The sequence below is a fragment of the Streptomyces albospinus genome, assembly GCF_014648695.1.
Taxonomy (GTDB): Bacteria; Actinomycetota; Actinomycetes; order Streptomycetales; family Streptomycetaceae; genus Streptomyces; species Streptomyces albospinus.
On record NZ_BMRP01000019.1, the window covers coordinates 123,876 to 140,240 of the forward strand.

Below are 16,365 nucleotides of genomic sequence, written 5' to 3' on the forward strand. Positions count from 1 at the left end.
GCCGGCCGAACTGGACGCACTGGAGGCGCAGTTGGACGCGCTGGGGTCGCAGCCCTCGGTGGAGGACCTGGTCGCGGGCGATCTGGAGTTCCATCGGGGGATCGTGGCCGCGTCCGGCAACTCCGTGCTCTGCTCGCTCCTGGACGGCCTGTCCGGGCCGACCACCCGCGCCAGGATCTGGCGCGGGCTGACCCAGAAGGACGCGGTGGCCCGCACCCTCACCGAGCACCGGGCGATCCTCGCCGCCCTCCGCGACGGGGACGCGGAGGCGGCGCGGGCCTGGGCGACGGTGCACATCGCGAGCGTCGAGCAGTGGCTGCGGGCCTCGCTGTGACCTCCGGGGCCCGCTGACGGCCCGCCGCCCGGGTCCGGCGGTCAGGCCGCGAAGCCGCCGTCGACCGCGATCGAAGCCCCCGTGATGTACCGGCCGCCGTCGCCCGCCAGATGGGCCACGGTCGCCGCGACGTCTGCGGGCCGCCCGTAGGAGCCGAGCGAGGTGAGTCCGGCCTGCGTCTCCGCGCTGTCGCCGTCGGCCGGGTTCATGTCGGTGTCGACGGGGCCCGGGTGGACGAGGTTGACGGTGATGCCGCGCGGGCCCAGCTCCCGGGCCAGCGTCCTGGTCAGGCCGGTGAGCGCGGTCTTGCTGGTGGCGTAGAGGGAACCGCCCGGGAAGGCGGCCCGCTCAGCCATGCAGCTGCCGATGGAGATGATCCGGCCGCCCTCGGGCAGATGCCCGGCCGCGGCCTGTGCCGCGAGGAACGGCGCCCGGACGTTGGTGTGCAGCACCCGGTCGACATCGGCGAGGGAGATCCCCTCGAAGGGCCCGAGCACGCCGACTCCGGCGTTGTTGACCAGGATGTCCAGCCGGCCGAACCGCTCGACGGTCCCGGCGACCGAGGCCCACACCGCCTCCGGGTCCGCGCCGTCCGCCCGCACCGCCCAGCCCGCACCGCCCGCCTGCTCGATCCGCTGGACGACCTGTCCGGCCCGGTCCTCCCGGCTGTGGTACGTCAGCGCCACCGCCGCACCGTCGGCCGCCAGCCGTACGGCGATCGCCTCGCCGATGCCGCGGCTCCCGCCGGTCACCAGGGCCACCTTGCCGGCGAGGGAACGGGCGCCGTGTGCCGTCGCGGTCGCCGAGGTCATCGCAGTCGTTGCGGTCGTTGCAGTCGTTGCGGTCATCTTCGTTGCCTTTGCGTCGAGTTCGTCGAGGACGGCCGCTCAGGTGAGCCGGTGTGCGCTTCCTCCGCGGCGTGCCTCGATCCTCCGGCGCGGCGCCGACCCGGGCCGGCGGAATCCGGACGCCGCATCCGGATGCGGCGTCCGCGTCCCGGCGGGGCCCGTCACGCCCCGATCCCGTACACCCGCCCCGCCGTCTCCCCGAACACCGCGGCGCGCTCCCCCGCGGTGAGGTGGCCGGTGGCGGACTCGGCGAGCGCGAGGACGTCCTCGTAGTCGGCGGCCAGGGTGCACACCGGCCAGTCGGAGCCGAACATCACGCGGTCGGGCCCGAAGACGTCCAGGACGTGCCGGGCGTAGGGCAGGATCTGCTGGGGCCGCCAAGCGGTCCAGTCGGCCTCGGTGACCAGTCCGGAGAGCTTGCAGCTGACGTTCGGGAGCCGGCCGAGGGCGGCGACCGCGTCCGCCCAGGGCTGCCAGTCGCCGTGCGCGACGGCGGGTTTGGCCGCGTGGTCCAGGACGAAGGCCAGCTCCGGCAGGTCCGCGACGGCGCGCTGGGCGGCGGGCAGTTCGCGCGGGGTGACCAGCAGGTCGTAGACCAGTCCGACGGCGGCCAGGGCACCCAGGCCGCGCCGGACGTCGGGGCGGCCGAGCCAGTCGGGGTCCGGTTCGTCCTGCACCTGGTGGCGGATGCCGACGAGGCCGGCGGGCGGCTTCGCCAGCGTGTCCGGGAGGCCCGCGTCGGTGAGGTCGGCCCAGCCGACCACCCCGCGGACCGGCCCCTCCCCCGCGGCGACGGCCAGCAGTTCGGCGGTCTCCTCGTACGAGGAGGAGGACTGGACCAGGACCGTGCCGTCGACGCCGTGCGCGGTCAGCTGCGGCGCGAGGTCGGACAGCGCGTAGCTGCGGCGGATCGGATCGGCCCACGGCCCGTCCATCCAGGGCTGGTCGCGCCGGGTCAGATCCCAGAGGTGGTGGTGGGCGTCGATACGCATCGGGGCGCGCTCCCAGGTCGGCGGGCGGTTCGGCGGGCGGTTCAGCCGGCCGGCGGCAGCGGCAGGTCCGGGTCGAGCAGGCCGCGGGCGACGAGCGTATGCCACAGTCCGTCCGGGACGGGGTGGCGGAAGAGGGCGGCGTTCTCGGTGACCTCGCCGGGGGTGGCGGCGCCGACGACGGCCGCCGCGACCGCCGGGTGCCCGAACGGGAAGCGGAGCGCGGCGGCCTTGAGGGGGACGTCGAACTCGGCGCAGACGGCGGCCAGTTGGCGGGCCCGGTCGAGGAGCCGGGCGGGCGCGGGGGCGTAGTCGTAGGGCGCGCCGGGCGAAGGGTCGGCCAGCAGGCCGGAGTTGTAGACGCCGCCGACGACCACCGAGGTGCCGCGCCGGGCGCACACCGGCAGCAGATCGTCGAACGCGGTGCGCTCCAGCAGCGTCCAGCGGCCGGCGCAGAGCACCACATCGACGTCCAGGTCGGCCACGAGGCGGGCCAGGACGCCGCTGTGGTTCATGCCGAAGCCGATGGCGCGGACCACCCCCTGCGCGCGCAGCTCGGCGAGGGCCGGGAAGCCGGTCTCGTACACCTCGCGGAGCTGGTGCTCGACGTCGTGCAGGTAGACGATGTCGACCGCGGCCACGCCGAGCCGCTCCAGGGACGCCTCCAGGGTGGCCCGGATGCCGGCGCGGGAGCAGTCGCGCACGCGGGCGCGGGCGGGGGTGTCCACGAAGCCCTCGCCGTACACCTCCTCCCCCGGCGCCAGCGGACGCAGCCGGCGGCCGACCTTGGTGGCGAGGGTGTAGGTGCCGCGGTCCCGGCCGCGCAGCGCCCGGCCGAGCCGCTCCTCGGACAGGCCGAGGCCGTAGTGCGGGGCGGTGTCGAAGAAGCGGGCGCCGGCGGCGAGGGCGGTGCGGACGACGTCCCGGGCCCGCTCCTCGGGGACGGCGCGGTAGAGGTTGCCGAGCGGTGCGCAGCCCAGGCCGAGGCGCGGGACGGTGACGCCGGTGTTCCCCAACTCAACGAGTTCGTAAGGCGGTTGAGGCACGGTCGGGGCCCCTCAGTCCTGCTTCTCGCCGCTGGTGTAGCGGGAGACGACCAGCGCGACGATGATGATCATGCCGTTGAGGAACTGCGTCCACAGGGGCGGCACCCCGCCCAGCGTCATCACGTTGATGACCAGTTGGAGGGTGAGGACGCCGGTGAGCGCGCCGAAGAGGGTGCCCCGGCCGCCCTTGAGGCCGATGCCGCCGATCACCGCGGCGGCGAAGACCTGGAAGATCCAGCCGTTGCCCTGGCCGGCGGAGACCGCGCCGTAATGGCCGGTGTAGAGGATGCCCGCGAACGCCGCGAGCACGCCCCCGATGGCGAGCACGATCCAGGTGATCCGGTCGACGCGGATGCCGGCCGCCCGCGCCGCCTCCGGGTTGCCGCCGATCGCGTAGAGCGCCCGGCCGTGCCGGAAGTAGCCCAGCGCCGCGCCGCCGAGGGCGAAGAGGGCGAGGCAGATCCAGACCGCGGCCGGGACGCCCAGCCAGTCGGCCCTGCCCAGGTAGGCGAAGGAGTCCGGGACGTCGACCAGCGACCGGCCCTCGGAGATGCCCACTTGGAGGCCGCGCAGCATGGTGAGCATGCCGAGGGTGGCGATGAAGCCGTTGACCCGCAGGGCGAGGATGAGGAAGCCGTTGGTGGCGCCGACCGCCGCGCCCACGGCCAGGCACAGCGGGATCGCCGTCCATGTGGGCAGCAGCTCCAGTCCGGCGAACCGGGAGCCGTGGGCGGGCATCACCAGCCACAGGGCGAGGACGGGGGCCAGTCCGATGGTCGACTCCAGCGACAAGTCCATCCGCCCGCTGATCAGGATCAGCGCCTCGCCGAGCACCAGCAGGCCCAGTTCCGTGGACTGCTGGATGACGCCGACGAGGTTGTCCCGGGTCAGGAAGGCGGGCGAGACGATGAAGCCGATGACGCCCAGCACGAAGATCACCGGTATGAGGGAGAAGTCCCGCCAGCGAGCGAGGCCGGGGCGGTGGTGCGGGCCGGCGGGGGCCGGCCGGGCCGCCTCGGTGGCGGGCGGCGATGCGGTGCCGGTCATGACGCTGTTCCTTCCGTGCTGTCCGTGCCGTCCGTCCCGTGCGCTGCTGCGGTGCCCTCCCCGGCCGGGGGGCCGTCGGCCGCCATCCCCTCCATGGCCGCCACCAGTTCGTGATCGCGCCGGCCCGGGCCGAACGCGGCGGTGATCCGGCCGTGGAAGACCGCCAGCACCCGGTCGCAGACCCGGAGGTCGTCCAGTTCGTCGGAGACGATCAGCGCACCGCTGCCGCCGTCCGCGACCTGCCGTACGACGCCCAGCAGCGCTTCCTTGGACTTGACGTCCACGCCGTTGGTCGGCCGGACGGCGACCAGTACGGCGGGCTCGCGGGCCAGCGCGCGGGCGATGACCACCTTCTGCTGGTTGCCGCCGGAGAGCCCGGAGACCGGCTGGCCGGGCCCGGTGGTCCTGATGTCCAGCGACGCGATCATCCGCCGGGCGAACTCCCGGGTCCGGGACGGCAGTACGGTCCCCAGCGGCCCCAGCTGGTCGGTGACGGTCAGGGTGGCGTTCTCGGCGACGCTGCGGCCCGGGACGAGCCCTTCGCGGTGCCGGTCCTCGGGGACGTATCCGATGCCGGCGGCGAGGGCGTGCGGCACGCTGCCGGTACGGACCGGCCGCCCGCGGACCGCGATCCGGCCGGCGTCCGGGGCCCGCAGCCCCGCCAGCGTCTCGCCGATCGCGGTGTTCCCGCTGGCCGTGGCGCCGGCCAGCCCCACCACCTCCCCGGCCCTTATGGTCAGATCGAGCGGCGCGAACTGCCCGGCCAGCGCCAGCCCTTCGGCCCGCAGCACCGGCTCGCCCACCGGGCCCGCTGCGGTCCGCACCGTCCGCGGCGCCCCCGCCGCCTCCCCCGTCATCGCCGCCACCAGCGCGTCCTCGGCCAGCCCGGCGACCGGGGCGGTCAGCACATGCCGGGCGTCGCGGAAGACCGTAACGGTGTCACAGAGCTCGTAGACCTCCTGGAGGTGGTGCGAGATGAAGAGGAACGCCACCCCCTGGGCCCGCAGTTCGCGCAGTTTGCCGAAGAGCCGGGCGATTCCGGCCGCGTCCAGCCGCGCGGTGGGCTCGTCCAGGACGATCAGCCGGGCGCCGAACGAGAGCGCCCGCGCGATCTCCACGAACTGCCGCTGCTCGACGCCCAGTTCCCGGATCCGGGCGCCCGGATCGACGTCCACCCCGTACTCGGCGAGCAGCCGGCGGGCCCGCTCCCGCAGCGCCCGCCAGCGGATGGCCCGCCCGCCGGCCTCCTGGAAGCGGTTGAGGTAGAGGTTCTCGGCGACCGTCAGCTCCGGCACGGTCATCGACTTCTGGTAGACGCAGGCGACCCTGCGCTGCCAGGCGGCGGTGTCGCCCCAGCCGGGCGCGGGCTCCCCGCCGAAGGCGACCCGCCCGGCGTCCGGCCGCTCCATGCCGGTCAGTACGGACACCAGCGTCGACTTGCCGGCGCCGTTGCGGCCCACGAGGGCGTGCGCCTCGCCGGGCCGTACGGTCAGCCGGGCGCCGTCGAGGGCGACGGTCGGACCGTAGCGCTTGACGATGCCCTCCGCGTGGACCACGGGCTGCTCCACTGCCTTCCCGCCCCCTACTTCGCCTTGTCCAGCTGGTTGGCCCACAGGCTCCGGTCGTCGACGGTGGCCTTGGTGACCAGCGGCGCGGGCAGCTGGTCCTCCAGGCCGTTCTTGATCTTCACGATCGTCGAGTGGTGGTCGGTCGGCCCGGGGGTGAAGGTCTTCCCGGCCAGCGCCGCTCCGGCGTAGTACAGCGCGTACTTGGCGTAGAGGTCGGCGGGCTGGGAGAGGGTGGCGTCGATCTTGCCGGCCCGGATGGCGGCCAGCTCGTCCGGGATGCCGTCGTTGGAGATGACGGTGATGTGGCCGGCGGACCCGGCGGGCCGGAGCAGTCTCTGCTGCTCCAGCAGGGCCAGCGTCGGCTGGAGGAAGGCGCCCCCGGCCTGCATGTAGATCCCGTCGAGGTCCTTGTGCTGGGCCAGCAGGCTCTGGAGCTTGGCGGAGGCGACCTCGCCCTTCCAGTCCGTGGCCAGCTCGTGCACGGTGATGCCGGGGAACTTCTGCTTCATACAGGCCGCGAACGCCTCGGAGCGGTCCCGCCCGTTGATCGAGCTGAGGTCCCCCTGGAGTTCGGCGACCCGGCCCCGGCCGCCCAGCTTCCTGCCGAGGTACTCGCAGGACCGCTCGCCGTACGCGCGGTTGTCGGCCCGGACGACCATGTAGACCTTGCCCTCGTCCGGGCGGGTGTCCACGCTCACCACGGGGATCTTCTTCGCGGCCAGCCGCCGGAGTTCGGCGGCGATGGCGCCGGTGTCCTGCGGCGCCATCACGATGGCCTTGGCCCCCTGGTCGGTCAGCGCCTGCACGTCGGCGACGACCTTGCCGATGTCGTTCTGCGAGTTGGACAGCGGCAGCGCGGCCGGTCCGCCGTGGTGCAGGTCCTTCTCGATGTACTGCTGGTAGGAGTTCCAGAAGTCGGTGTCCGTACGGGGCATGTCGATGCCGATCCTGCCGCCCGCGGTGGCGCTGCCCCGGTTGCAGCCGGCCAGCGCGGCGATGACGAGCACCGCGGCACCGGCCGCCGCGCCGGTCGTACGTGTACGCAGTCTCATGGGTGGTCCCTACGTCGGGTGTCCGGTCGGGTGTCTGGTCGGGTGTCCGGTCCTCCGGTCGGTGCGCGGCCGGTGTGCGGCCGGCGGGCCGCTGGGTGGGCGGCGGGCCGCTGGGTGGGCGGCGTGGACGGCGTCAAGGGGCCGTGCGCAGCCGCAGCCCCTGCATCCCCCCGTCGACGGCCAGCGCCGTCCCGGTGACGGCGGAGGCGCCCGGAGAGGCCAGGTGCACGATCGCGGCGGCCACTTCCCTGGCCGTGACCAGCCGCCCCATCGGCTGCCGGGCGTTGAGCGCGGCCCGCTCGGCGGCCGGGTCGTCGGCCCGGTCGAGCAGCCTGCCGACCCAGGGCGTGTCCGCGGTGCCGGGGTTGACGCAGTTGACCCGGATGCCCTCCCGGACGTGGTCGGCGGCCATCGCCAGGGTCAGCGCGAGCACCGCCCCCTTGCTCGCGCTGTAGAGCGCCCGCTGCGGCAGCCCGGCGGTGGCGGCGATGGAGCAGGTGTGGGTGATGGAGACCCGGCCCGGCCGTTCGGCGGCCGTACGGCGCAGATGCGGCAGCGCGGCGCGGGCGGTGCGCACCAGCCCCAGCACGTTGACGTCCAGCACCCGTCCCCACTCCGCGTCGTCGTTGTCCTCCACCGAGCCGACGGCGCCGATGCCCGCGTTGCCCACGAGCGTGTGCAGCGCGCCCAGTTCCGCCACCGCTTCCGCGACCGCGGCCCGTACGGCCGCGTCGGAGGTCACATCGGCCGCGACCCGGACCGCACCGTCCGGCGCGCCGGACGGATCGCGGTCCAGTACCGCGACGCGGGCCCCGCGCGCCATCAGCAGGGCGGCGGTGGCCGCCCCGATCCCCGAGCCGCCGCCGGTGACCAGGGCGCCCATCCCCGCGAAGTCGGCGGTACCGGCGGTGTCGTTCATGCGGAGACCTCCTGCTCGCGCTGCTGGCTGCGGGCCCGCCACACCGGCCCGTCGGGGAAGCGGTACGCGGCGACCGACGCGGGTCGCATCCGTGCGGAGAACCCGGGCGCGGTGGGTGCCCGGTAGCGGCCGTTCTCGACGACCGCGGGATCGGTGAAGTGGTCGTGCAGATGGTCGACGTACTCGATGACCCGGTCGTCCCAACTCCCGGACACCGCCACGTAGTCGAACATCGCGAGGTGCTGCACCAGCTCGCACAGCCCCACCCCGCCCGCGTGCGGGCACACCGGCACCCCGTATTTGGCGGCCAGCAGCAGGATCGCCAGGTTCTCGTTGACCCCGGACACCCGGGCCGCGTCGATCTGCACGAAGTCCACGGCGCCGGCCTGCAACAGCTGCTTGAACACCACCCGGTTGGCGACATGCTCACCGGTGGCCACCTTCACGGGCTGCCCGGAGCGCACCGCGGCATGCCCCAGCACGTCGTCCGGGCTGGTCGGCTCCTCGATCCAGTACGGGGTGTACGGCGCCAGCGCGGTCATCCAGCGGACCGCCTCGGCCACGTCCCAGCGCTGGTTGGCGTCGACCGCGATCCGGACGCCGGGCCCGACGGCGTCCCGGGCCAGCCGCAGCCGCCGCTTGTCGTCGTCGAGGTCCGCGCCGACCTTCAGCTTGATCTGGCCGAAGCCGTCGGCCACCGCCTCCTTCGCCAGCCGGACCAGCTTGCCGTCGTCGTAGCCGAGCCAGCCGGGCGAGGTGGTGTACGCGGGATAGCCCCGGGCCTTCAGGCGGCCCGCGCGCTCGGCGCGGCCGGGCTCGGCGGCGCGCAGGACGGCCAGCGCCTCATCGGGCGTCAGCGCGTCGGAGAGATAGCGGAAGTCGACCAGCGCGACCAGCTCTTCGGGGGTCAGCGCGGCCAGGAACTCCCACACCGGGCGGCCCGCGCGGCGGGCGGCGAGGTCCCAGGCCGCATTGACCACCGCGCCCGCCGCCATGTGCATCACGCCCTTCTCCGGGCCGAGCCAGCGGAGCTGGGAGTCCTGGGTGAGCTCGCGGTGCAGTGCGGCGAGCCGGCCGGCGGTGGCGGGCACCGGGCGGCCGACGACGTACGGGGCGAGGGAGCGGATCGCGGCGGCCATGACATCGTTGCCGCGCCCGATGGTGAAGCACGAGCCGTACCCCCGCGGGCCGCCGGAGGTGTGCAGGACGAGATAGGCGGCGGAGTAGTCGGGATCCGGGTTCATGGCGTCCGAGCCGTCGAGCTGCTCCGAGGTGGGGAAGCGGACGTCGTGGACCTCCAGCCCGGTGACGGTGTCGGTTACGGCCATGGGCACGCCCCCTGGGATGTCGCGCGGATGTCGCGAAAGAACATCGGACCTTTCCCGGTCATCCGATGTATAGCCCCCACCTCTCGACCCCGTCCAGACCCCGTACAGAAGTCCCGTGCGGAAGTTGGCCGAACAACTCCCTTCACAGCCCGAAACAGATCGGATGTATCTGCACCTGTTCCTGCACAGGGGCTGCGGAACGGCACCGCGGAAGCCGTAGTCTTGGGAACGCACGCACAGGAACTGCTGCCGGCGGCCGTCCCCACACGGCCGAACCGGCCGGAAGGAGGCGCTGGGTGATCGAGCTGGAGGGGGTGCCCGAGCTGATCGACCCGGTCATGGTGGCTGCGTTCGAAGGCTGGAACGACGCCGGCGACGCCGCCTCCGCCGCGGTCGCCCATCTGGACCGCGAGTGGAAGGGCGAGGTCTTCGCCGCGCTCGACGCGGAGGACTACTACGACTTCCAGGTCAACCGCCCGACGGTCTTCCTGGAGAACGGCGTCCGCAAGATCACCTGGCCCACGACCCGGCTCTCCGTCGTCCGGGTCGGCGATGCCGACGGCAAGGGCCGGATCCGCGACCTCGTCCTGGTCCGCGGTATCGAGCCGAGCATGCGCTGGCGCTCGTTCTGCAACGAACTCCTCGGCTTCGCCCATGAGTTGGGCGTCGAGATGGTGGTGGTGCTGGGTTCGCTGCTCGGCGACACCCCGCACACCCGCCCGGTCCCGGTCAGCGGCGTCACCTCCGACGCGGACCTGGCCCGCCGGCTGGACCTGGAGGAGTCGCGCTACGAAGGCCCGACCGGCATCGTCGGCATCCTCCAGGAGGCGTGCACGCACGCGGGCGTCCCGGCGGTCAGCCTGTGGGCGGCGGTGCCGCACTACGTCTCCCAGCCGCCCAACCCCAAGGCCAGCCTCGCCCTCCTCAACCGCCTGGAGGACCTGCTCGACGTGCGGATGCCGCTCGGCGAGCTGACCGAGGACGCCCGCGCATGGCAGCTGGGCGTGGACCAACTCGCCGCGGAGGACAGCGAGGTGGCCGAGTACGTCCAGTCGCTGGAGGAGGCCCGGGACACCGCCGATCTGCCGGAGGCGTCCGGCGAGGCCATCGCCCGCGAGTTCGAGCGCTATCTCCGCCGCCGCGACCCGCAGGCCGGCCCCGGCGTGGCGACCGAGGGCGGGCTCACCGACGGCCGCGACGGCTCCTACCTCCGCGACACCGCCAGCGGCCGTACCCGCTCCCCCCGTTCCGCGCCCAAGGAGCCGCGCGACCCCCGGCCCACGGACGGCCCGGAGGGACCGGAGGCGAGCGGCAGCGCCGACCCCGGCGGCGCCCACAAGCCCGACGACGGCCCGGACGACACCGGCACCGAGCGCTGAGTCAGGCGCCGCACGGCACGGCAAAGGGGCGCCCCCGCCACTCGGCGGGGGCGCCCCTGACGTATCGGAACCTCGGCGTACGGGTCTCAGCGGGCCGCCGTCAGCGGCCGGCCGTCACAGCGCCACACCCAGCAGCGCGTCCACCGCACGGGAGACGAGGCCGGGCGCGCCCTCGTCCGTACCGCCGCCGTCCTGCTGCGCGGCGGCCCAGCGGTCGACCGCCGCGAGGGCGGCCGGTGCGTCCAGGTCGTCGGCCAGCGCCTCCCGGATCTCCTCCAGGAGCGCCTCGGCGGGCGGGCCGTCGGGGCGGGAGACGGCGGCCCGCCAGCCGGCCAGCCGTGCCATGGCCTCCTCCAGCACCGCGTCGGTCCACTCCCAGTCGCTGCGGTAGTGGTGCGCGAGCAGCGCCAGCCGGATCGCCGCCGGGTCGGTGCCCTCGCGCCGCACCCGGGAGACGAAGACCAGATTGCCCTTGGACTTGGACATCTTCTCGCCGTTCAGGGCGACCATCCCGGCGTGCACGTACGCCTTGGCGAACGGGTACTCGCCGGTGAGCGCCTGGGCGTGCGAGGCGCCCATCTCGTGGTGCGGGAAGGCGAGGTCGGAGCCGCCGCCCTGGACGTCGAAGCCCATGCCGAGGTGCTCCAGCGCGATGGCGACGCACTCGATGTGCCAGCCGGGCCGGCCGCGGCCCAGCGAGCCGCCGTCCCAGCTCGGCTCGCCGTCCCTGGCGGCCATCCACAGCATCGGGTCGAGCGGGTTCTTCTTGCCCTCGCGCTCCGGGTCGCCGCCGCGCTCGGCGGACAGCAGCCGCATCGCCTCGGCGTCGAGTCCGGAGACCTGGCCGAAGTGCGCGTCGGAGGCGACCGAGAAGTAGATGTCACCGTCCAGCTCGTAGGCGGCGCCGGCGTCGCGCAGCCGCTCCACCAGCGGGACGATGCCGGGTATCGACTCCACGGCGCCTATGTAGTGCTGCGGCGGCAGCATCCGCAGCGCCGTCATGTCCTCGCGGAAGAGCGCGGTCTCGCGCTCGGCGAGCGCGGTCCAGTCGTCGCCGGTCTTGACCGCCCGCTCCAGCAGCGGATCGTCGACGTCGGTGACGTTCTGCACGTAGTGCACTTGGCGCTTCGTGTCGAGCCACACGCGCTGAACCAGGTCGAACGCGTTGTAGGTCGCCGCGTGCCCCATGTGGGTGGCGTCGTACGGCGTGATGCCGCAGACGTAGATACGGGCGACGGGACCGGGGGCGAGGGTTACCCGTCCGCCGGTCGCGGTGTCGTGGATCCTCAGGTCGCGGCCCTGACCGGGCAGGGCGGGGACCTCAGAAGCGGGCCATGCATGCATGCCTTGAGCGTAACCGGACGGACGTTCCACATACGAACCGGACCGGGTCTCTGGCCGGAAAGACGGTCTTGTGCTCCGCGGGCGGATATGCAAGGGACTGGCGGGTGTTACCGCCCCCGGCTCCGCTGCCCGAAGCCCTCCGCTCAGACCGGCGGCCAGGGGATCGCGGGCCACTCCCCGCTCGGTTCCGGGTGTCGTCCGCTGTGCAGCAGCCCGTGGATCCGGGCCCGCAGCGCGGCGATCTCGTCGTCCGTGATCAGTTCGGCCAGTCGGGCGGCGAGCGGCGCGGCGTCCGCCAGCGCCTCTTTCAGGCCGCGCAGCACGGCCAGTGCCTCCTCGGTCAGCGGCTCCCCGGCCCAGCCCCACAGCAGTGTGCGCAGTTTGTCCGCCGAGTTGAACGTCACACCGTGGTCGATCGCGAAGAACTCCCCGCCGGCGCCGGGCAGCAGATGGCCGCCCTTGCGGTCACCGTTGTTGATGACCGCGTCCAGCACCGCCAGCCTGCGCAGCCGCGGGTGGTCGGCGTGCACCAGCAGCGCGGTGCGGCCCTCGCCGATCTCCGCGCGGCCGACCGCCTTCCAGCCCGGTGCCGGCTCGTCGTCGGCGACCAGCGCCAGCAGCTCGGGCACCTCGTCCGCGTCGCCGGGCGGCGCTATCCACTCCTGCACCATGCCGGTCCCGAACGGGCCGTCGCGCAGCACCGTCGTCGGGATCAGGTCCCAGCCGCACGCCCGGGAGATCTCGTACGCGGCGACCTCGCGCTGGGCGAGCGTGCCGTCCGGGAAGTCCCACAGCGGGCGCTCACCGGCCACCGGCTTGTACACGCAGGCGGCGCTGCGGCCGTCGCGCTCGACGGTGCAGTACAGGACGGCGTTGGACGCCTCCTGGATCCGGCCGCGCACGGTCAGCTCGCCCTCGGCGAGAACGGCGTCCGGCAGGCTGCCGGCACGCTCCGCCGCGGACGCCTGCGGGTCCTGCGGGTCCACGGCACCGGGCAGCGGACCGGCCGGCTCGACGGTGGGCTCCATGGGGCTCAGGCGTCCCGTCGGTATCCGTTCTGGCGCGGGCATACGTGTCCCTCCGGGTCGAGCGGCAGGCTGCACAGCGGGCACGGCGGACGGCCGGCGTTGACGACCTCCAGCGCACGCTTGGCGAACGCCCTGGCCATGGACCCGGTGAGCCGCACCCGGAGCATCGGCGGGCCGTTCTCGTCGTCCTGGAGCAGCCGCTCCTCGGCGTCGGCCAGGTCCTCGTCGCTGTCGGCGTCCAGCTCGACCAGCGCCTGTGCCTCGACGATCATCCGCTGGTCCTCGCCGTCCCAGGCCAGCGCCATGGTGCCGACCCGGAACTCCTCCTCGACCGGGGTCTCCAGCGGGGCGGTGTCGGCCATCTCGGCGGGCGAGACGGCGGGCACCGGGGCATTGCCGCCGCTGCGCCGCACCACCTCGTCCAGCAGCTCGTCGATCCGCTCCGCGAGGGCCGCCACCTGGGTCTTCTCCAGGGCGACGCTGGTGGTGCGGCCGGCCGCGGTGGCCTGGAGGAAGAAGCTACGGCGGCCAGGCAGCCCGACCGTTCCGGCCACGAACCGGTCCGGCGCGTCGTAGAAGAACACCTGACGGGACAACGTCCTGCTCCGATTCTCGACTGCGGTCAGTGCGGTCAGTGCGGTCGCTGCGTCCTGCGGGCACTGCGCGGATCACAGGGGCGTCGCGGGCAGCGCCGTCGCACCACCCTACTGCGCCGGTCGATCACGCTGCTCCCGCACCACCACCGACGGCCGCGTCCCGCTCGCTTCCGGAACCGCCCTCGTCAGGGGGCGTCAGCGAACCGAAGTCTCCGGTGTCGCCGAGCCGTACGAGATAGGGGCGCAGCCGGGTGTAGCGGATCGCGGTGACCGAGCACGGCTCGACGGAGATCCGCTGGAAGAGGTCGAGATGCATGCCGAGGGCGTCGGCGACCAGGGATTTGATGATGTCACCGTGCGAGCACATGAGGTAGACCGCTTCGGCGCCGTGCGCCTCCTCGACCCGCGCGTTCCAGTCCCGGACCGCCGCCACCGCGCGGGCCTGCATCTCCCGGATCGACTCGCCACCGGGGAAGCCGGCCGCGGACGGGTGCTGCTGGACGACCTCCATGAGGGGGTCGTCGCCCAGTTCGGCCAGCTTGCGCCCCGACCAGTCGCCGTAGTCGCATTCGTTGATCCGGTCGTCGGTCTCCAGGCGCAGCCCGGGGCGGGCGTCGAGCAGCGGGCGCAGCGTCTCCCGGCAGCGCTGGAGCGGGCTGGAGACGGCGACGGCCAGCGGGATCCGCGCCAGCCGGGCGGGCAGCGCCGCGGCCTGGGCGGCGCCCCGCTCGTCGAGGGCGACGCCGGGCGTCCGGCCGGCGAGCACGCCGGCGGTGTTGGCGGTGGAGCGGCCGTGCCGCACCAGGATCAGCGTGGGCATGGCCGCCACCCTACGTTCCGTACCGGTTTCCGTGGCAGGTGGCCGGGTGCCGGGCGAGAATGCCAGATGTGATCGTGGACTGCGCCATCTACCGGGAGGGCCGCCGCCATGAGTGCGCGGCCGACTTCTCCCACGCCCTGGACGAGGCGCGGGCCGAGGGCCACTCCTTCCTGTGGCTGGGCATGCACGAGCCGACGCAGGACGAGTTCGACCGCGTCAGCAGCCAGTTCGGGCTGCACCCGCTGGCCGTCGAGGACGCGCTCAAGGCGCACCAGCGGCCCAAGCTGGAGGTCTACGACGACTCGGTGTTCGTCGTGCTGAAGCCGATCACCTACGACGTCCGGGCCGACACCGTGACCTCCTCGGAGCTGATGGTCTTCGTCGGCGACTCGTTCGTGGTGACCGTCCGGCACGGTGCGGCCAGCCCGCTGGCGGCGGTGCGGCAGCGGCTGGAGCACCACCCGGAGATCCTGCGGCACGGCCCCGGGGCGGTGCTGTACGCGGTCAGCGACGCGGTGGTCGACCACTACATCGAGGTCGCCGGCGAACTCCAGGTGGATCTTGAGGAGTTGGAGGCGGAGGTGTTCGCCCCGATCCGGCGGAGCACCCAGAACACTCGGAACACCGCCGCGGAGATCTACGCGTTCAAGCGCGAGGTCCTCGAATTCCGCCGGGCCACCGTCCCGTTGACCGACCCGATGAGCCGTCTCCAGAGCCCCGGGATGCCGTTCGTGCACGATCACGCCCGCCCCTTCTTCCGGGACGTCGGCGACCATCTCGCCCGCGCCAACGAGTCGGTGGAGGGCCTGGACCGGCTGCTGTCCGACATCCTCGCCGCCCATCTGGCGCAGATGGGCGTCCGGCAGAACGACGACATGCGCAAGATCTCGGCCTGGGCCGCGCTGGCCGCCGTCCCCACCCTGATCGCCGGGATCTACGGCATGAACTTCGCCGACATGCCCGAGCTGAAGTGGCACCTGGGCTATCCGGCGATCCTGCTGGTGATGGCCGTCATCGAGGTGTCGCTGTACCGGCTGTTCAAGCGCCGCGGCTGGCTGTGAGGGCCGCGGGCAGGCGGCCCGGACCGGGACCGCTCAGGCGAACTCCGGCGCGGAGGTGGCGGGACCGCCCAGCGCGTCCCGCCGCTCGGGCATCCGCAGGCTGACCATCCGGCGCCAGCCGCCGAGCCGCTCGTATCCGTAGAGCGCCATGATCCCGGCGGACAGCACCGCCGACTTGGCCTTCGGCCACCTCAGGATGCGGCCCATGTGCGCCATCACGGCCAGGCTGACGTCCCGGTGGACGGCGATCTCGGCCAGCGCGCACTCCTGGAGGATGCGCTGGATGGTCCGCCCGTGCCCGGCGCGGGCCAGCCGCAGCAGCTCCTCGTGGCAGTAGGCGAGGTGGTTCTCCTCGTCCTGGCAGATCATCCGGATCGCCTTGCCCACCTCGGGGTGGTCGCCGAAGTACTTCCGCAGCATCAGCATCTGCTCGGCCGCGCGCTGCTCGGTGACCCGGCTGTGCGCGAGGTAGGTGATGACGTCCCGCTCGGTCAGTGCCTCGTCGCGCCGCAGCGTGGCGTGCGCCAGGCCGATGCCCCGCCGCTCCAGCAGCATGGTGTAGTCGGTGGCCACGGGGACCTCGGCGGGCGTCAGACCGCGCTTGCGGAGCAGGGCGTTGAAGATCCGGCCGTGCTTGTCCTCGTCGGCGCCGTGCCGGGCGACCTTGGGCGCGAGATCCCGCTGCGAGGCGGGGAGCAGCGCGGCGATCCGGCCGTTCTCCCAGCCCCCCTGTGCCTCACCGCTGGCCGCGATGGAGCAGAACAGGCGGTAGGAGTCGTCGTTGTCGACGATCTCCTGGAACAGGCTCCTGGCCGAGAACATCAGCGTCACCTCCGAACGGACACACCCGTAAAGGGAGAGTCAAATACGGTGGTCCGCCGCCGGCAACCGGGAGCCCCGGCCGCCGCGCCCGTTCGCCTGACGCGCCCCGGGCGGCCCGCGTAACCCGCCCGCCCGTCGCCGCGTTGTGTTCCGTGACGGCCGTGGCGGGGAAGACCCCCGAGCC

General features: G+C 73.6%; 16 protein-coding genes. 3 read left to right on the top strand and 13 right to left on the bottom strand.

Annotation, left to right across the window (positions count from 1 at the left end; genetic code table 11):
* On the top strand, positions 1-334 hold a 334-nt coding region (locus IEZ17_RS42785), incomplete at its 5' end, for a FadR/GntR family transcriptional regulator (protein ID WP_229852607.1).
* A 41-nt stretch (positions 335-375) separates the two neighbouring features.
* Here the strand turns inward: IEZ17_RS42785 and IEZ17_RS24920 are convergent.
* The 8 genes from IEZ17_RS24920 to IEZ17_RS24955 form a co-directional block, all read right to left on the bottom strand.
* On the bottom strand, positions 376-1,146 hold the full coding sequence (locus tag IEZ17_RS24920; protein ID WP_189303798.1) for an SDR family NAD(P)-dependent oxidoreductase: 771 nt from the start codon (positions 1,144-1,146) through the stop codon (positions 376-378).
* Positions 1,147-1,343: 197 nt separating this feature from the next.
* Positions 1,344-2,174, bottom strand: coding sequence for an amidohydrolase family protein (locus IEZ17_RS24925; RefSeq protein WP_189303707.1), 831 nt, complete (start codon positions 2,172-2,174; stop codon positions 1,344-1,346).
* A 41-nt stretch (positions 2,175-2,215) separates the two neighbouring features.
* Complete coding sequence (locus IEZ17_RS24930; protein ID WP_373299920.1) at positions 2,216-3,217, bottom strand: aldo/keto reductase; 1,002 nt, start codon at positions 3,215-3,217, stop codon at positions 2,216-2,218.
* Positions 3,218-3,229: 12 nt separating this feature from the next.
* Entirely contained in the window at positions 3,230-4,264 is a 1,035-nt protein-coding gene (locus tag IEZ17_RS24935) for an ABC transporter permease (RefSeq protein WP_189303709.1), read from the bottom strand.
* Positions 4,261-5,877 (bottom strand): sugar ABC transporter ATP-binding protein, encoded by a 1,617-nt coding sequence (locus IEZ17_RS24940; RefSeq protein ID WP_373299921.1) that lies wholly within the window; start codon positions 5,875-5,877, stop codon positions 4,261-4,263. Before IEZ17_RS24940 ends, IEZ17_RS24935 begins: the two co-directional genes overlap by 4 nt.
* A complete protein-coding gene (locus IEZ17_RS24945; RefSeq protein WP_189303713.1) occupies positions 5,847-6,884 on the bottom strand; it encodes a sugar ABC transporter substrate-binding protein in 1,038 nt (345 codons plus the stop codon). The genes IEZ17_RS24940 and IEZ17_RS24945 overlap by 31 nt, the downstream gene beginning before the upstream one ends.
* A 133-nt stretch (positions 6,885-7,017) precedes the next feature.
* Positions 7,018-7,803 carry an SDR family NAD(P)-dependent oxidoreductase gene (locus tag IEZ17_RS24950; protein ID WP_189303715.1) on the bottom strand — a complete coding sequence of 262 codons (786 nt, stop codon included), beginning with the start codon at positions 7,801-7,803 and terminating at the stop codon, positions 7,018-7,020.
* Positions 7,800-9,131: an enolase C-terminal domain-like protein gene (locus IEZ17_RS24955; protein WP_189303717.1), complete on the bottom strand. Its 1,332-nt coding sequence runs from the start codon at positions 9,129-9,131 to the stop codon at positions 7,800-7,802. Before IEZ17_RS24955 ends, IEZ17_RS24950 begins: the two co-directional genes overlap by 4 nt.
* A 296-nt stretch (positions 9,132-9,427) precedes the next feature.
* On the opposite strand from IEZ17_RS24955, the gene IEZ17_RS24960 reads away from it, so the two are divergent.
* Positions 9,428-10,510, top strand: coding sequence for a PAC2 family protein (locus IEZ17_RS24960; protein WP_189303720.1), 1,083 nt, complete (start codon positions 9,428-9,430; stop codon positions 10,508-10,510).
* A gap of 114 nt (positions 10,511-10,624) precedes the next feature.
* Here the strand turns inward: IEZ17_RS24960 and mshC are convergent, their stop codons facing one another.
* The 4 genes from mshC to IEZ17_RS24980 all read right to left on the bottom strand — a co-directional run bounded on the left by mshC (position 10,625) and on the right by IEZ17_RS24980 (position 14,298).
* Positions 10,625-11,854 (bottom strand): cysteine--1-D-myo-inosityl 2-amino-2-deoxy-alpha-D-glucopyranoside ligase, encoded by a 1,230-nt coding sequence (mshC, locus tag IEZ17_RS24965; RefSeq protein ID WP_189303721.1) that lies wholly within the window; start codon positions 11,852-11,854, stop codon positions 10,625-10,627.
* Between the two features lie 143 nt (positions 11,855-11,997).
* Complete coding sequence (locus IEZ17_RS24970; protein WP_229852609.1) at positions 11,998-12,882, bottom strand: SCO1664 family protein; 885 nt, start codon at positions 12,880-12,882, stop codon at positions 11,998-12,000.
* Between the two features lie 5 nt (positions 12,883-12,887).
* Positions 12,888-13,478 carry a DUF3090 domain-containing protein gene (locus IEZ17_RS24975; RefSeq protein ID WP_159504662.1) on the bottom strand — a complete coding sequence of 197 codons (591 nt, stop codon included), beginning with the start codon at positions 13,476-13,478 and terminating at the stop codon, positions 12,888-12,890.
* Positions 13,479-13,602: 124 nt separating this feature from the next.
* Entirely contained in the window at positions 13,603-14,298 is a 696-nt protein-coding gene (locus IEZ17_RS24980) for a histidine phosphatase family protein (protein ID WP_189303723.1), read from the bottom strand.
* Between the two features lie 59 nt (positions 14,299-14,357).
* Between IEZ17_RS24980 and corA the strand changes: the two genes are divergently transcribed.
* Positions 14,358-15,359: a magnesium/cobalt transporter CorA gene (gene corA / locus IEZ17_RS24985; RefSeq protein ID WP_189303725.1), complete on the top strand. Its 1,002-nt coding sequence runs from the start codon at positions 14,358-14,360 to the stop codon at positions 15,357-15,359.
* A 33-nt stretch (positions 15,360-15,392) separates the two neighbouring features.
* On the opposite strand, the gene IEZ17_RS24990 is transcribed toward corA, so the two are convergent.
* On the bottom strand, positions 15,393-16,181 hold the full coding sequence (locus IEZ17_RS24990; RefSeq protein ID WP_189303727.1) for a ferritin-like domain-containing protein: 789 nt from the start codon (positions 16,179-16,181) through the stop codon (positions 15,393-15,395).
* Positions 16,182-16,365: the final 184 nt, after the last annotated feature.

Excerpts from the sequence above, each read along its gene's own strand:
- mshC (WP_189303721.1), bottom strand. The coding sequence starts at position 11,854 with ATGCATGCATGGCCCGCTTCTGAGGTCCCCGCCCTGCCCGGTCAGGGC.
- IEZ17_RS24980 (WP_189303723.1), bottom strand. The coding sequence starts at position 14,298 with ATGCCCACGCTGATCCTGGTGCGGCACGGCCGCTCCACCGCCAACACC.
- IEZ17_RS24925 (WP_189303707.1), bottom strand. The coding sequence starts at position 2,174 with ATGCGTATCGACGCCCACCACCACCTCTGGGATCTGACCCGGCGCGAC.
- IEZ17_RS24945 (WP_189303713.1), bottom strand. The coding sequence starts at position 6,884 with ATGAGACTGCGTACACGTACGACCGGCGCGGCGGCCGGTGCCGCGGTG.
- IEZ17_RS24935 (WP_189303709.1), bottom strand. The coding sequence starts at position 4,264 with ATGACCGGCACCGCATCGCCGCCCGCCACCGAGGCGGCCCGGCCGGCC.
- IEZ17_RS24920 (WP_189303798.1), bottom strand. The coding sequence starts at position 1,146 with ATGACCTCGGCGACCGCGACGGCACACGGCGCCCGTTCCCTCGCCGGC.
- corA (WP_189303725.1), top strand. The coding sequence starts at position 14,358 with ATGCCAGATGTGATCGTGGACTGCGCCATCTACCGGGAGGGCCGCCGC.
- IEZ17_RS24970 (WP_229852609.1), bottom strand. The coding sequence starts at position 12,882 with ATGGAGCCCACCGTCGAGCCGGCCGGTCCGCTGCCCGGTGCCGTGGAC.
- IEZ17_RS24990 (WP_189303727.1), bottom strand. The coding sequence starts at position 16,181 with ATGTTCTCGGCCAGGAGCCTGTTCCAGGAGATCGTCGACAACGACGAC.
- IEZ17_RS24950 (WP_189303715.1), bottom strand. The coding sequence starts at position 7,803 with ATGAACGACACCGCCGGTACCGCCGACTTCGCGGGGATGGGCGCCCTG.
- IEZ17_RS24955 (WP_189303717.1), bottom strand. The coding sequence starts at position 9,131 with ATGGCCGTAACCGACACCGTCACCGGGCTGGAGGTCCACGACGTCCGC.